Source organism: Nannocystis punicea (assembly GCF_026965555.1).
GTDB classification, from domain to species: domain Bacteria; phylum Myxococcota_A; class Polyangia; order Nannocystales; family Nannocystaceae; genus Nannocystis; species Nannocystis punicea.
In genome coordinates this window covers 6,625,950-6,640,871 of the sequence record NZ_CP114040.1, presented here as the reverse complement: position 1 = coordinate 6,640,871, position 14,922 = coordinate 6,625,950, and the positions used below count along the sequence as shown (strand labels likewise).

Annotated in this window: 12 protein-coding genes; 5 read left to right on the top strand and 7 right to left on the bottom strand. The window is 72.9% G+C overall.

Annotated features, from left to right (window positions below; genetic code table 11):
- Positions 1-85: 85 nt before the first annotated feature.
- On the bottom strand, positions 86-2,545 hold the full coding sequence (locus O0S08_RS25575) for a serine/threonine-protein kinase (RefSeq protein WP_269031892.1): 2,460 nt from the start codon (positions 2,543-2,545) through the stop codon (positions 86-88).
- Positions 2,546-2,728: 183 nt separating this feature from the next.
- On the bottom strand, positions 2,729-4,342 hold the full coding sequence (locus O0S08_RS25570) for a rhomboid family intramembrane serine protease (RefSeq protein WP_269031891.1): 1,614 nt from the start codon (positions 4,340-4,342) through the stop codon (positions 2,729-2,731).
- A gap of 133 nt (positions 4,343-4,475) precedes the next feature.
- On the opposite strand from O0S08_RS25570, the gene O0S08_RS25565 reads away from it, so the two are divergent.
- Positions 4,476-5,360, top strand: a complete 885-nt coding sequence (locus O0S08_RS25565; protein WP_269031890.1) for a M90 family metallopeptidase — start codon at positions 4,476-4,478, stop codon at positions 5,358-5,360.
- A 334-nt stretch (positions 5,361-5,694) separates the two neighbouring features.
- On the opposite strand, the gene O0S08_RS25560 is transcribed toward O0S08_RS25565, so the two are convergent.
- Genes O0S08_RS25560 through O0S08_RS25550 form a run of 3 tightly spaced genes read right to left on the bottom strand, consistent with a single transcriptional unit; the run spans position 5,695 to position 7,645 of the window.
- Entirely contained in the window at positions 5,695-6,045 is a 351-nt protein-coding gene (locus tag O0S08_RS25560) for a hypothetical protein (protein ID WP_269031889.1), read from the bottom strand.
- Complete coding sequence (locus O0S08_RS25555; protein ID WP_269031888.1) at positions 6,042-6,443, bottom strand: sirohydrochlorin chelatase; 402 nt, start codon at positions 6,441-6,443, stop codon at positions 6,042-6,044. The genes O0S08_RS25560 and O0S08_RS25555 overlap by 4 nt, the downstream gene beginning before the upstream one ends.
- The gene (locus O0S08_RS25550) at positions 6,440-7,645 is read right to left on the bottom strand and encodes an NAD(P)-dependent oxidoreductase (RefSeq protein ID WP_269031887.1); all 1,206 of its coding nucleotides are present in this window, start codon (positions 7,643-7,645) and stop codon (positions 6,440-6,442) included. Before O0S08_RS25550 ends, O0S08_RS25555 begins: the two co-directional genes overlap by 4 nt.
- A gap of 250 nt (positions 7,646-7,895) precedes the next feature.
- Here O0S08_RS25550 and O0S08_RS25545 point away from each other — a divergent pair, with 250 nt between their 5' ends.
- Entirely contained in the window at positions 7,896-9,875 is a 1,980-nt protein-coding gene (locus tag O0S08_RS25545) for a hypothetical protein (RefSeq protein WP_269031886.1), read from the top strand.
- A 45-nt stretch (positions 9,876-9,920) separates the two neighbouring features.
- On the opposite strand, the gene O0S08_RS25540 is transcribed toward O0S08_RS25545, so the two are convergent.
- Positions 9,921-10,364 (bottom strand): universal stress protein, encoded by a 444-nt coding sequence (locus O0S08_RS25540; protein ID WP_269031885.1) that lies wholly within the window; start codon positions 10,362-10,364, stop codon positions 9,921-9,923.
- 75 nt (positions 10,365-10,439) lie between these two features.
- On the opposite strand from O0S08_RS25540, the gene O0S08_RS25535 reads away from it, so the two are divergent.
- Genes O0S08_RS25535 through O0S08_RS25525 form a run of 3 tightly spaced genes read left to right on the top strand, consistent with a single transcriptional unit; the run spans position 10,440 to position 13,340 of the window.
- A complete protein-coding gene (locus O0S08_RS25535; protein WP_269031884.1) occupies positions 10,440-10,865 on the top strand; it encodes a CBS domain-containing protein in 426 nt (141 codons plus the stop codon).
- 28 nt (positions 10,866-10,893) lie between these two features.
- Complete coding sequence (locus tag O0S08_RS25530; protein ID WP_269031883.1) at positions 10,894-11,607, top strand: response regulator; 714 nt, start codon at positions 10,894-10,896, stop codon at positions 11,605-11,607.
- Entirely contained in the window at positions 11,604-13,340 is a 1,737-nt protein-coding gene (locus O0S08_RS25525; RefSeq protein WP_269031882.1) for a sensor histidine kinase, read from the top strand. Before O0S08_RS25530 ends, O0S08_RS25525 begins: the two co-directional genes overlap by 4 nt.
- Positions 13,341-13,408: 68 nt before the next feature.
- On the opposite strand, the gene O0S08_RS25520 is transcribed toward O0S08_RS25525, so the two are convergent.
- A complete protein-coding gene (locus tag O0S08_RS25520; RefSeq protein ID WP_269031881.1) occupies positions 13,409-14,770 on the bottom strand; it encodes a glycoside hydrolase family 18 protein in 1,362 nt (453 codons plus the stop codon).
- Positions 14,771-14,922: the final 152 nt, after the last annotated feature.

The window sequence follows — 14,922 nt, the reverse complement described above, 5'->3', positions numbered from 1 at the left end:
CTCTGAAGCACATGCCCCTTTAGAAATGTCGTAAAGGACATTTTTGAAGGGACATGCTGCATGGGACATGTCCTCGGGGACATGCTCACGAGTCGGTGGCGTGGGCGGTGAGCCAGACGGAGATCTCGCGCTGGCGCCGGGTGTTGCGGACTGTGGCGGCGTCGCGCTCGGCCTGGCGGGCGAGGGCCAGGGCGCGCTCGCGCTGGTTCGGCTCGTGGTCCCACAGGGCGCGGGCGAGGGCGAAGTGGGTGACGGCGCGGATGACGGGCTGGTCGGAGCGCTCGGCGAGGTCGTGGGCGCGCTCGAGGTCGCCGAGAGCCCGGGTGATGGCGCCGCGGTCGAGCTGCAGCAGGCCGGTGGCGGCGAAGTACTCGGCGTAGTCGAAGCGGTCGTTGCCGAAGGCGGCGATGATCTGCGGCAGGGCCGGCTCGATCAGCCTGGCGGCCTCGTCGAAGTGGCCGAGCTCGAAGTGGGCGAGGCCGAGGTTGGCGTGGGCCATGCACGCGAACGGGTGGCGCTGGCCGAGGTGGCGGTCGAGCGTGGCGCTCGCCTCGTGAAGGATCGCCGCGGCCTCCTCGACGCGACCGCTGCAGCGCAGGGCCTCGCCGAGGCCGATCTGGGTGACGCCGAGCGGCAGCTGGGCGTCGGGCTCGGTGCGCTGGCGCAGCTCGATGCCGCGGCGGTACAGGGCCTCGGCCTCGGACAGGCGGCCCTGGGCGGCGCGCGAGTTGGCGAGGTTGTTGAGCAGCTCGGCCTCGATGCCGAGCTCGGGCGAGCGGTGGGCGATCAGGGCGCCGGCGATCGCGGCCGCTCGCTCGGCGGCGGCGTAGTCGTGGAGGCCGTAACCCTGCACGTGCACGTCGGTGACGAGGGCGCGCAGCTCGATGGCGTCGTGGCCGGCGCGGATGCTGGTGAGGTAGGCGTCCCACAGCGAGTTGGCGGCCTGCTCGAGCTCGCTGGTCTCGGTGCGGATCCGTCCGAGCCAGAACAGGGCCTCGGCGAGGGTAGGCAGGTAGCCGGCGGCCTCGGCGGCCTGGACGGTGCGCTCGACCAGGCCGATGGCGCGCTCGAGCTGGCCGGCGTCGAACAGCGCCTTGACCTGGGCCAGGTCGCGCTGCAGCACCTGCACGCGCGCGGCCACGGCGGGGTCGCTCGGCAGGCCGAGGCGTCGCTGCTCCTCGAGCAGCGCCTTCGGGTCGCCGCACGAGGCGACCGAGCGCAGCCCGGCGACCGCCTGCGCGGCGTTCATGACGGTGTTGCGGTCGCCCTCGACGAGCACGTCGACCAGGGCGTCGAGCTCGGCCTTGCGTCGCTGCAGGCAGTGCATCTGCAGGTCGAGCGCGGCGCTCGAGCGCTCGCCGTTGCGGTGGGCCTCGCAGGTGCGCACGTGCAGCTCGGTCCACTCGGCGGCGTGGGTGTCGAGGGCCTGGCGCGCGCGCGCGGCGGTGTCGGCGGCGAAGTCGAGGCCGGTGGTCAGCATGGCGCGCTCGACCGCGGCGCTGCGGGCCTCGTCCCACACGCCGACGAGGTGCTCGGCGGCGTCGCGGCAGGTGCCGCCGGAGCCGGCCTGGACGAACGCGAACGAGGCGGCGGCGATGCCGACGAGGGCGACCGCCCCGCGCACGCGCCGACGGCCGCGCTCGGGCGCGGGCGCCAGCTCGGCGAGCAGCTCGTGCATCGACGGGAAGCGCTGGGTCGGGTCGCTCTCGAGGCCGCGCAGGACGGCCCGCTGGATCCGCAGCGGCACCGGCGTGCGCGACGGGATCGCGGCGCGCTCGCCGAGGAGGACGTTGCGGCTGATCTCCTCGATCGTGTTGCCGGGGAACGGCCGGTGGCCCCACAGCGCCTCGAACAGGGCGGTGCAGAAGCCGAACTGATCGGTGCGCGCGTCGGTCGGCTCGCGCAGGAACTGCTCCGGGGCCATGTAGGCCGGGGTGCCGATCAGCGCGCCGGCGGCGGTCATGCGCAGCAGGGCGCGGCCCGACTGCGACACCGTCGCGCCGGGCTCGCCGTCGTCGCCGAGGCCGACCGGCAGGGCGAGGCCGAAGTCCATGACGCGGACGCGGCCGTCGCTGTCGATCATGAAGTTGTCGGGCTTGACGTCGCGGTGGATGATGCCGGCGCCGTGCGCCGCCGCCAGGCCGCGCCCGGCCTGCACGAACACCTCGACGATCTCGGACCAGGTGCGCGGCTGCTCTTCGAGCCAGGCGGTGAGGGTGCGGCCGTGGAGGAACTCGAGGGCGATGAAGATCTGGCTGTTCCACTCGCCGACGTCGTGGACCTGGACGACGTTGGGGTGCGACAGCTGGGCCAGCGCCTGGGCCTCGCGCAGCAGGCGGGCGCGGCCGGGGACGTCGCCGCTCAGCCGCCGCCGCACCAGCTTGACCGCGACGCGGCGGTCGAGGATTTCGTCGTAGGCGCTGTAGACGACGCCCATCGCGCCCTCGCCGAGGCGGCTGAGGACGACGTAGCGGCCGAAGCGGAGCGCGTTGGCGTCCGGCTCGCTCGAGCCGGCCTCGCTGTCGCTCGCCGCTTCGGTCGCCATAAACGGCGGCAGCTTACCCGATGCCGCGGCCGGCCGGCGCCCGCCGCTCGTGCGTCGCCGAGGGCTCGCAGGGGCACGGCTAAGCTCACGCGGTCGAAGTCACGCGCGCGGTCCGTGACGGCGGCGCGCGCTGGCGCGCATAAAGGGTGTTTGAAAGGACATGTCGCGGGGGACATGTCCGAATCACCCTGTCTGTTCGAGCATGTCCGAGAATGCGCGGTCGCGCCGCGGCAGGAACAGGGCGCCGAGGAGCAGGCCGGCGGCGATGCCAGCGGCGTGGGCGGTGCCGCTGACCTCGGGCGTGACGCTGTCGAACACGACCTGGAGGCCGAACAGGATGACGAGGGCGACCAGCTCGGCGCGGCCGATCGGAGTGGTCCGGAGGTCGCGGCGCAGCAGCAGGGCGGCGATCACGGCCCCGCCCAGCGCCATGATCGCCCCGGAGGCGCCGATCAGCAGCAAGGGGCTGGCCGGGTCGCGCAGGAAGACGACGGCGAGGCCGCTGAGCACGGCGCTGAGCACGTAGATGGCGGCCAGGCGGGCGCGGCCGTAGAGCACCTCGACGAAGGTGCCGAAGCGCCACAGCATCAGGACGTTGAGGGTGAGGTGGAGGACGCCGACGTGCAGCAGGGTCAGCGTGCCGAGACGCCAGGCCTCGGACGGCCCGAAGTCGCCGGTGAACAAGGCGCCCCAGGCGTAGGCGTGATCGGGGTCGTACGGATCGCCGGCGGTGGCGAAGATCGCGTAGAAGCCGACCAGGACGGCCATCCAGGCCCAGGTGAGGCGCGGGCGGACGGCGTGGCGGCCGAGGAAGGTCGAGACGGCGCGCAGGGCCGGGGCGCTCCGGCGCAGGGCGGCCAGGCGGTGGGTGAGCGCGGGCGTGTGGCTGGTCGAGGGCCGCGGCGGTCGCCGCACGATCATGGCGTCGAGCGAGGCGAGGGTGGAGCGGGCGATCCGGTGGTCGCCGTGCTGCTCGAGCGCGCGCGCGAGGGTGCGGCGTGCGGCGTCGGGGCGGCCGGCGCACCACTCGGCGAGGGCGATGCACAGCTCGCGATCGCCGCGCGCGAGGTACATGGCGAGGCCTTCGGTGAGGGCGACGGTGCGGGCGACGTCGCCGGCGAGGGCGTGGGCCTGGATGATCAGGCGGGCGGACCGCTCGGGCTGGTGGAAGGTGGGGTCGCCGGCCAGCGCCCGCGCGAGGGCCTCGGCGAGGGCGTCGCCGTCGGGATCGGTGCAGGCGACGCTCTGGACGTAGATGGAGCCGAGGCCCTGGGCGAACAGGCCGGCCCGCTCCTCCGGATCGGCGAAGGCGGCGCGCACTGCGTCGACGTCGCGGCGGTTGTGCAGGAGGACCAGGTCGAAGACGCGGCGCACCAGCGGGTGGCCCTGGGAGACGCGATCGAGCTCGGCGGGCGAGACCTCGTCGCCGGCGCGCAGGGCGAGCGTGGTCGGCAGGGCGGCGAGCTCCTCGCGCACGGCCCGGGTGGGGTGGATCCGCGCGAGCACCCAGGCGAGCCGCCGCGCCCGCTCCTCGTCGCCGGCGCCGATCGCCCGGTGCAGCTGCGTCTGCAGCGAGAGCGGGGCGATGATGAGGACGAGGTAGAGGCCGAAGCCGACGAAGCCGGGGCTGGCCGGCGCGAACCACCCGGCGAGCGCGGCGGCGAGGACGATGAAGGCGATGAGCGCCCAGCCGGCGCGCGCGTGCGGCAGGCCCACCTGCCGCAAGTAGAGGGCGTAGCCGAACAGGCCGATCGCGGTGACGACCAGCATGGGGAGAGCGAGGGCGTCGATCGGCACGCGGACCTGCAGGGTAGCCGAGGCGAACCTGGGCGGGTAGGCGCGCTTCCCGGTCGTTTTCGGCGCTGGGGCCGGCCGGGAGGCGCGAGCGGCGGGGTAGGCGAGCGCTGCGGGTCGCGGTAGATCGGTCGTCGTGCTCGCGCGGGCGGCAGTGCGGCTGCAATCGGCGATCGCAGCGGCGATCGCGGTGGTGACGTCGGTGCTCGTGCTGGCGGTGGCGCCGTGGTGGATGGTGGTGGTGGGACCGCTGGTCGGCCTCGGCTACCGCGCGGCGGCGCTGCGACCGATCGCGCGGCGCGAGCGGCTGGCGCTGGCGCCGGTGCCCGAGAGCTGGCGCGAGCTGCTGGCCAGGCGGGTGCCGTTCTACGGCCGGCTGTCGCCGCCGGCGCAGAAGCGGTTCGAGGGCGACGTGGCGGTGTTCCTCGGCGAGCACAAGATCTACGGGCCGCAGGGCGCGGAGGTGCCGGAGGAGGTCAAGGTGATGATCGGCGCCGGCGCGGCGATGCTGATCCACGGACGACCCGACTGGGAGTGGCCGCACGTGCGCGACATCGTGGTCCATCCGACGCAGTGGAACGAGGACGGCGAGCCTGGCGACCACCACGGGATCGCGGGGCAGGTCCATCTGCAGGGGCCGGTGCTGTTCTCGCGCAAGCAGATCCGGTTCGGCTTCCGCAAGCCCGACGGCGAGAACGTCGTGCTGCACGAGCTGGCCCACGTGCTCGACATGGCCGACGGCGCGGCCGACGGCTCGCCCGACCGCTTCGCCTGGACGGCCGTGCCCGGCTGGGAAGCGATGGTGCGCAGCCGGCTCAAGGCGGTGCGCCGGAAGCAAGGCGGCCCGCTGCGCGCCTACGCGGGCACCAACTCGGCGGAGCTGTTCGCGGTGGCGGTCGAGGTGTTCTTCGAGCAGCCGGGGCGGCTGCGCAAGCAGGACCCCGACCTGTACGAGGCGCTGGCGACGCTGTTCAACCTCGACCCCGACACCGGGGCGCTGCGCCGGCCGCTGTCGGGGTGAAGGCTGTCCTTCGGGACAGTGAGAGACACGGCCAGCGAGAAGCGGGCGTTCTCCCGGCGAGAGACGATCTGACTCTCGGGACAGGTCTGTCTCGTCGCGCGAAGGTGCACGAGCTGTCTCCCGGGACATGTCGGCTCGTCGCGCGGAGGAGACAACCTGCCTCCCGGGACAGGTCGGGCTCGTCGCGCGGAGGAGCGGGCGCGGACGGAGGATGTCCTTCGGGAGAGGTGGGTCGCTCGCCGGCCCGCGCCGGTGGAGGCTCGTCTGCGGAGCGAGGCGCGGATTATAGTGTCTCACGGGACATGTTCATGAGAACATGTCCAGATGGACATTCTCAGAGCGGCGTGGCCGACAGGACGCGCACGGTGCAGACGGCGCCGGGGGTGGCGACCTCGACGGCGAGGGGGCGCGGCTTGCCGTCTTCCATGGCGGCGAGGCGCACGGCCACGGTGGTGCGGTAGGCGGTGGCCGGGGCGGCGAAGCCGATCACGTGCTGCTGGCCCTTCTCGCTGCTGTCGATGCCGTGGAGGATCGCGCGGGCGTCGGGCTGCTGCGGGTCTCGGGTCAGCTCGACGGACAGGACGACCACGAAGTCCCGCGGCGAGGCATTGACGAACACGGGGCCCTGCGCCGGGTGGTTGGGGTCGAGCGAGGGGTTGGAGAACACGACGTCGTACGCGCTCATGCCGGGGAGGATAGCTCCACTCGCCGCAGAGCTGCCGCCGCGAGCGCGTCGAGGACGTCGGGGTCGGTGCCGAGCGCGTCACCCGAGAGCGCGATCTCGAGGCTCGCGTGGTCGCGCTGGATCCGGGCGACCAACTCCGGGACGTCGCGCTTCAAGTGGCGCCCGCCGCCGGACAGGAACACCGGTACGACGACGACGCGGCGCACGCCGGACTCGCCGAGGCGCGCGATCACGTCGGTCAGCGCGGGGCCGTGCTCGAGCGTGGCGATCGCGATCGCCAGCGCCGGGGCGAGGTTGCGCAGGCGCTCGGCGATCTGCTCGACCGGCCTCAGCCAGTCGGGGTCGGGGCTGCCGTGGGCGAGGAGCGCGAGCGCCAGCGCGGGGCGGGACGCGCTCATGACCGGGCGGCGCGCAGCTCGACCGCGAGGATGGCCTCGTGATCGCGGAGCCGCTGCAGGCACTCCTCGCTCGGCGCGACCTCGAAGGTGATGGTGGCGCAGGCCGCCTCGCCGCCGGCGAAGATGGTGTTGCTCATGCCCTGGACGTTGACCCGCTCCTCGCGCAAGGCCATGAGGATGCCGGCGAGCACGCCGACGCGGTCGAGGTGGCGGACGACCAGGCTGTAGCGAGCGACGCGCTCGTTGAGGTTGACGGCGTGGTGGACGATGCCGCGGGCGACGAAGCTCTCGATGATCCGCACGACCTCGTCGCTGATCGCGGCCTCGGCCTGCTCGGTCGAGGCGCCGATGTGCGGGGTGGCGTAGATGTCGCCGACTTCGCTGGTGATGTTCTTGAAGTCGGCCTGGCCGCCGGCCGGCTCGCCCTCGAAGACGTCGAGGCCGGCCCGCAGCCGCCCGGACCGCACGGCCTCGGCGACGGCCTTGTCGTCGACGACGCCGCCGCGCGATGTGTGGATCAGGGTCGAGCCCGGTCGCATGCGCGCGAGCTGCTCGGCGCCGATGAGGTGATGGTTGGCCTTGGAGTAGGGGACGTGGACGCTGACGATGTCGCTGGCGTCGAGGAGGGCGCCGAGGTCGGCGACCTGGACCGCGCCGTGGGCCTCGAGCACCTCGGGGGCGATCGGGTGGTGCGCGCAGGTGAGGATCTTGAGGCCGAAGGCGCGAGCGCGGACGGCGACCTCACGGGCGATCGTGCCGAAGCCGATGAGGCCCAGCGTCTGGCCCTTGAGGCCGCGCGCCTTGCCGTACTTGCTCTTGTTCCAGTTGCCGTGGCGCAGCTCGAGGGTGGCGTCGACGATCCGCCGGTCGAGCGCGAGGATCAGACCCATGGTCAGCTCGGCCACTGCGATCGCGTTCTTGCCGGGGCAGTTGGCGACGAAGATCCCGCGCCGGCTGGCGGCCGCGGTGTCGATGGTGTTGGTGCCGGCTCCGGCACGCACGACCAGCGACAGCGGCGGCGAGGCGGCGAGGGACGTCTCGCTGACCACCGTCGAGCGGACGACCAGGATGTCGGCCTTCGTCTCGGCGAGCGCGCCAGGCAGCTGCTCGGCGCTCAGCTCCGGCCGGTAGACGACCTCACCGAGGCGAGCCAGGACCTCACGACCACCCGAGGGAAACTTGTCCGCGATCAGCACCAGCATGGCGGCGATCCATACCACGCCGCCGCGCGCTCCGTCGCGAACTCGCGCGCTCGATCGGGTCGCGCGAGGCGGCGAATGTTGGCGCGCAATTTTAAGTGTTTATGCATATTTGATCGATAAAACATGAAGTAAAGGACGAATGCACGGCGCGGCCGGGGGCGGGGTCGTCCGCGAGGTCTCGCGGGCGGCGGGACGACCGCGCCGGCGCAAGACACTGGCGGTGTCTGCGAGATCTCGCTATGGGTCGCCGGTGCTTCGCGTGCGCCTCGAGTGGATCGCGTTCGCCTCTCTGACGGCGTGCGGAGCGACGCCGACGGCCGAGACGGCCGCAGGTCGGCGAGAGCCGGCGAGCCCGGCAGAGCCGGCGGCCGAGGATCCGCCGACGCCGGCCGAGCCGCCTGCGCCGCCGGTCGCGGCGGCCGTCGTGGCCGCGCCGCCGTCGTTGCCGACCGCGGCCGACGCGGGCGACTGCCCGGCGGCCGACGATCGGGCTTACGGGATCCTGGTGTCGCCGCACCGGCCGGCGGTCGGGCAGCCGATGCGCGTGCTGGCGGCGACGCTGGCGGGCGAGGAGGCGCTGGCGCTGCGGGTCGAGGGCGGGCCTGCTCCTTCGGACATGCGCTTCTGGACAGGCGCCCCGGCGGCGGCGCTGGCGACGGTGACCCCCGACAGGGCGGGCGAGCTGGTGATCGTCGCGGGCCGCGGCGGGGTCGGCAAGGCCTGTCTCAAGGTGAAGGTGCGCGAGCGGGCCGGGCGTGACGCGCCGCCACCGGCGAGCACGGCGGTGTGGCCGAGCCAGCGCGCGTGGGACAGCGGCGAGGAGGCGCTGTACTCGGCGTGGGTGCGGGCGCTGTTCCACGCCGAGCCGGGCGTCGACCTGGCGTACACGGCGCTCGATCAGGTGACGCGCGACCCGGAGCGCAACATCCTCCACGACGCGTACGCGTGGGGCGAGGACGCGGCGCCGCAGCAGGGCGGGCTGCACATGCGGCCCGACTGCGCCGACACGCCGTACTTCCTGCGCGCGTACTACAGCTGGAAGCGGGCGCTGCCGTTCGCGTTCCGCGGCTGCTCGCGCGGCGGCCCGGGCAAGCCGCCGCGCTGCGCCGAGGCGACGTCGAACCTGGCGGCGCCGGGCGGCTCGGGCCCGCAGCCGGGGCAGCTCGGGGCGGTGCAGCACTTCATGCGCCGCACTCTCGCGTGGGGGGTGCACACGGGCAACGGGCGGGTGGCGTTGAGCGACGAGCGCAGCGATCTTTACCCGGTGCGCCTCGATCGCCGGTCGCTGCGACCGGGCACGGTCTACGCCGATCCGTACGGACACATCCTGGTGCTGGTCGAGCTGTTCGCCGGCGAGGGCGGGCGGCCGGGGGTGCTGTACGCGGTCGACGGTCAGCCCGACGGGAGCATCACCCGCAAGCGGTTCTGGGAGGGCAACTTCCTGTGGAACCCGGACCCGCTGCTCGGCGGCTCGGGCTTCAAGAACTTCCGCCCGATCACTGTGCGCGACGGCGGGGCGACGCCGCTCGGCGACGCCGAGATCGCAGCCCACGCCGACTACGGCGACCTGTCCCAAGAGCAAGGTTCACTGACGGCCCCGGCGTTCTACGACCGCATGGAGGCCATCGTGTCGCCGGGCACGCGCGACCCGTTCCTCGCCCAGGAAGAGGCGGTGGCGGCGCTGTTCGAGCAGGCCCGCGTGCGCGTGACGTCGGTCGGCAACGGCGACGCGTTCTTCAAGCAGAGCCCGGGCGCGACGATCGCGATGCCGGAGGGCTTCGCGGTGTTCGAGACGACGGGCTCGTGGGAGTCGTACTCGACGCCGGCGCGCGACCTGCGGCTGTTGATCGCGATCGACGTGGTCCGCGGCTTCGCCGACAAGGTGCGCCGTCAGCCGGCGGTGTTCGCGGCGGAGAAGGACCTCGAGGGCGTGGTCCGCCGGCTCGAGGAGGCGCGCGACAAGCTGCTCGCAGATCCGAAGTTCCGCTTCGAGTACGTGCGCAGCGACGGGTCGAAGTGGCCGCTCGCGCTCGGCGAGCTGGTGGCGCGCGCGCGCTCGCTCGAGGTGGCGTACAACCCCAACGACTGCCCCGAGCACCGCTGGGGCGCGAGCGCCGGCAGCGACGAGGCGAAGACCTGCACGCGCCGGGCGCCGGGCGAGCAGCAGGCGAAGATGGAGCGCTATCGGGAGTGGTTCTCGGCCCGCAAGCGGCCGGCGCGCGGGACCTGAGAGATCCTCGAAGAGGTTGGTCGTCACGGCGGACAGACGACCGGATCAGGCGGCGGCGTCGCGCGGCGGACGGACGACCAGGACGCTGCAGACGGCGTGATTGACGACCCGCGCGGCGGTGGTGCCGAGCAGACGATCGAGGGTGTCGAAGCCGTGACTGCCGATGACGATGAGGTCGGCGGCGACGGCGTCGGCGATGTCGCAGATCACCTGGGCGGGTCGGCCGAGGCGGACGTGGATCTCGCCAGGGAGCTGGGTCGTGAGGGAGCCTCGCAAGCTCCGCAGGTCCTGGTGCGCGAGCTCCACCAGGCGCACGCCGAGCTCCTCACCGGTCAGCGACCAGGCTTCGACGGGCATGCCGAGCGGCACGTTGACGGCGCGGCACAGGTCGAGCGCGGCGCCGTGGGCTGCGGCGAGCGCCGCGGCCTGGCGGAGGACGAGGTCGGTTCGCGGGGACCCGTCGAGGGCGGCGAGGATGCGGGTGTACATGCGCGGCGAATTTTAGATCGTCGCGCGAGGTTGTTCACCTTTTCGATGCGCGCGGGAGAGCGTAGCCTCCCGCCCATGGTCGACCATTCCACCCCGGTTCGCGACGTGATGACGCCGGCCCCGATCACCATCGGCCGCGCCCAGACGCTGTCCGACGCGGCCCGGCGGATGCACGAGCACCACATCCGCCACCTGCCCGTGCTCGAGGGCGGGTACCTGTTCGGGATCCTCAGCGAGCGGGACATCGACCTCGTCGAGAGCCTGCCGGACGTCGACCCCGACGCGGTCAAGGTCGAGGAGGCGATGACGCAGGACCCCTACCGCGTCGGCCCCGACGTGACGGTGGGGGAGGTGGTGCGAGAGATGGCCGCGCACAAGTACGGGTCGGCGGTGGTGATGCACGAGGGGCGCGTGGCCGGGATCTTCACCACCAGCGACGCCCTGAACCTGCTGGCCGCGGTCCTGGCGCCCGCCGCCGCGCCGCAGGCCAAGAGTGTATGATGCGCTCGCGCCGGGGTTCGGGGCGAACATGAGCGGGCTGATTCTCATCGTCGAAGACGAACGCGACCTGGTGGCGACCCTCGAGTACGCGCTCGAGCGCGAGGGCTTCCGCACCAGGTCGGCTTACACCGGCCGCCAGGGGCTCGAGATCGCGGTCACCGAGCCGGCGCCCGACCTCGTGCTGCTCGACTTGATGCTGCCCGACATGTCCGGGACGCAGGTCTGCCAGCAGCTCCGCGCCGGCGAGCGCACGCGGGTGATGCCCGTGATCATGATGACGGCCAAGGCCGAGGAGGTCGATCGCGTGGTCGGCTTCGAGGTCGGCGCCGACGACTACGTGGTCAAGCCGTTCAGCCTGCGCGAGCTGATGCTGCGGATCCGCGCGGTGCTGCGGCGCAAGGCGCCGACCGAGACGCCGCTGGCGCCGACGCCGTACGGCCGCCTGCGCGTCGACATGGACGGCCACCGCGTGTGGGTCGACGACGGCGAGGTCACGCTGACGGCGCTCGAGTTCCGCCTGCTGACGACGCTGATCGCCCGCCGCGGTCGGGTCCAGACCCGCGACGCGTTGCTGTCCGACGTGTGGGGCGTGCAGCCCGGGCTGACGACGCGGACCGTCGACACGCACGTCCGTCGCCTGCGCAAGAAGCTCGGCGAGATCGCCGACTACGTGCAGACGCTGCGCGGCGTGGGCTACCGCTTCACGACCGACCTGCGCGCGACCGAGGACGACGAACCTTGAGGCTCGACGTCCGCGGCAAGCTGTTCCTCGTCTCGGTCCTCCTGGTGCTCTCGGTCGTGCTGGTGGCCGGGGGCTACCTCGAGGGACAGATCCGCGATTGGGCCCACGGCCGCGCGGAGGCCGAGCTGCTGGCCCAGGCGCGGGTCGCCCGGGTCGCCCTGGCGTACGACAACGCTCCCGCCGACGCGGTCGCCGATCAGCTCGGCGTGGCCAGCGGCACGCGGGTGACGATCATCGACGCGTCGGGCAGGGTGCTCGGCGACTCCGAGATCGCGGCGAGCGAGCTGGGCTCCGTCGACTCGCACAGCGACCGCCCCGAGGTCGTGGCCGCGGTCGAGGAGGGCGAGGGCCGGGCGGTCCGCTACAGCTCGACGCTCGGGACCGACATGATGTACGTCGCGGTGCCGTTCACGGCCGGCGCGGTGACGGGCACGGTCCGCGTGGCCCGACCGCTCGAGGAGATGGACGCGGCGGTGCGTCGCCTGCGGATCGCGCTGGGGATCGCGGGCCTGCTCAGCCTCGCCGGCGCGGTGGTGCTGAGCGGCCTGGCGTCGCACTTCCTGGCCCGCACGCTGCGTACTCTGGTCGAGGACGCGCGCCGGGCGGTCGACGGCGAGGAGCCGCGCACGCCGAGCGAGACCGCCGACGAGCCGGGGATGATCGGCTCGCTCAACCGCATGGCGGCCGAGCTCGAGTCGACGGTCGGGATCCTGGCGTCCGAGCGCAGCCGCTTCGAGGCGGTGCTCGAGAGCATGGACGAGGGCGTGGTCGCGGTCGACCAGGGCCAGCAGCTGACGCTGATCAACCGCGCGGCGCTCGGCCTGCTCAGCCTGTCGATCGAGCACGGCGGGTCGACCCTGGCCGAGCGGATCCCGATCCCCGCCTTGCACGAATTGGTGCAGCGCGCCCTCGCCGGTCAGCCGGAGCGCCGCGAGTTCGAGACCCGGACGACGCCGCCCCGGCAGGTGCTCGCCTACGCCAGCCCGCTGCGCAACCAGCAGGGCGCGGTGGTGGTGATGCACGACGTGACCGAGATCCGCCGGCTCGAGCGGGTCCGCCGCGACTTCGTCGCCAACGTGTCGCACGAGCTGCGCACGCCGGTCAGCATCATCCGCGCCAACGCCGAGACGCTGCTCGACGGGGCGATCGAGAAGCCAGAGATCGCGCGCCGCTTCCTCGACGCCCAGCTGCGCAGCGCCGACCGCCTGGCCGCGCTGGTCGCCGACCTGCTCGAGATCTCCCGCATCGAGGCCGGGACCTACGAGATCAGCCCCGACGAGATCGAGCTCGAGCCGATCGTCGCCCACACGATCGACGAGGTCGAGCGGCTGGCCCAGGAGAAGCACATCGTGATCACGTCGGATGTCCCCGAGGACATGACCGTCTGGGCCGACGAGCAGGCGCTCGAGCAGGTGCTGCTCAACCTGATCGACAACGCGGTCAAGTACACCCCGGCCGGCGGGAAGATCGTGGTGCGGGCGAAGAAGCGCGACGACATGGTCCGCATCGAGGTCCAGGACAACGGGCCCGGCATCGAGGCCCGCCACCGCGCCCGCGTGTTCGAGCGGTTCTACCGGGTCGACAAGGGCCGCTCGCGCGAGGTCGGCGGCACCGGCCTGGGCCTGGCGATCGTCAAGCACCTGGCCGAGGCGATGGAGGGCCAGGTCGGCGTCGAGCCGGCCGAGCCGCAGGGCTCGCTGTTCTGGATCACGCTGCCGGCCGCGACGGATTGACGGCTGGCTGTTCGGACAGGTCTCATGGGGCCTGTCCGAACGAACATGGTGGAAGGGCCACCTGTGGCTCAGGGCAGCAGGGCGTCGGCCAGGACGGTGAGCAGGGCGCTGTCCTGGGTGTCGCCGGCGAGCTCCCAGAACATCGCGCCGCCGAGGCCCTTGTCGGCGATGTACTCGGCCTTGGCCTGCATCGACTGGGGGTCGTCGTAGGTGATGAAGAGGTCGTCGGCGGCGTCGTACAGCCACGGGACCTGGGCCTCGTCGTGCCAGAAGCGCTCGATCTCGGGCTCGTAGTTGGCGGCGATGTCGTGGTAGTCGACGATGCCGGGCTCCCAGGTGCCGGGGCCGGGGCCGCTGAAGTTCGAGTAGAGGCCGTCCTGGCCGCCGCCGGCGCCGGCGAAGCTGCGGCCGTAGAACGGCACGCCGAGCACCAGCTGGTCGGGCGGGACGCCGGCGGCGAGGATGGCGGTGACCGCGGCGTCGTCGCTGAGGCCGGCGTTGTTCGGATCGGGGTCGTCGGCCGGGCTGTAGAGCGCGGCGTTGAAGGTGGTGGTCCCCATCCACGGGCCGGCGAAGTCGTAGGCCATGAGGTTGATCCAGTCGACGCTGGCGGCGATGCCGGGGAGGTCGAGGTTGGCGAGGTTGCCGGGGCCCGCCGGCGCGGCGATCGTCAGCAGGTACTCGGCGCCGTCCTCGGCCTCGGCGGCGTCGAGCTCGGCCCGCAGCGCGGCCAGCAAGGCGCTGTAGTTCTGGCCCTCCTGCGGCGAGGCGGGGAACTCCCAGTCGATGTCGACGCCGTCGAACCCGTAGTCGCGCATGAACTTCACGCACGAGGCGGCGAGCTTGGCCCGGCCCTGCTCGGTGGCCGAGTTGGGGGCGAAGTTGGTCGACCAGGTGTAGCCGCCGACCGAGATGAGGGTGCGCAGGTGGTCGTGCTGCTGCTTGAGCTTCTGCAGCTGGTTGAAGCTGCCCTTGAGCGGGGCGCCGGGGTCGTCGCCGTCGTAGGCCTTCTCGATGTCGGCGTAGCTGTCGCCGAGCACGCACTCGCCGGCGGGCGAGAGGTTGGCGAAGGCGTAGTTGACGTGGGTGAGCTTGTCGGCCGGGATCTCGGAGACGTGGTAGTCGCGGTCGTAGACGGCCCAGGCGGTGAAGTAGCCGACGATCCGCCCGGAGCCGCGGACCGGGTCGCCGGTGGTGCTGGTGGTGTCGTCGCTCGTGGTGGTGTCGGGATCGGGGCCGGTGGTGGTCGTGAAGGTCCCGGTGGTCGGGTCGCTGGTGCCGGGCTCGGTCGGCGTGCTCGCCGTCGGCGCGCCGGTCTCGCTGTCGGTGGCGCCGCCGGTCGGAGCGGTCGTCGCCTCGGTCCCGGTGGCGGGGTCGGTGGCCGCGGTCGAAGCGTCGGCGGTCGCGGTGGTGCCTGTCGCTTCGGACATGGTCGAAACGTCCTGTCCTCCTGGACATGCGACGAGGAGCGCGGCGGACAGCAGGAGCGTCGGGGCGGGGCAGGGGACGGGCGACTGCGACGTCATGGCGGGTGCTGCCATCTTGGCGGCACCCGCGGCCGGAGATCGAGGACTAATGCGGG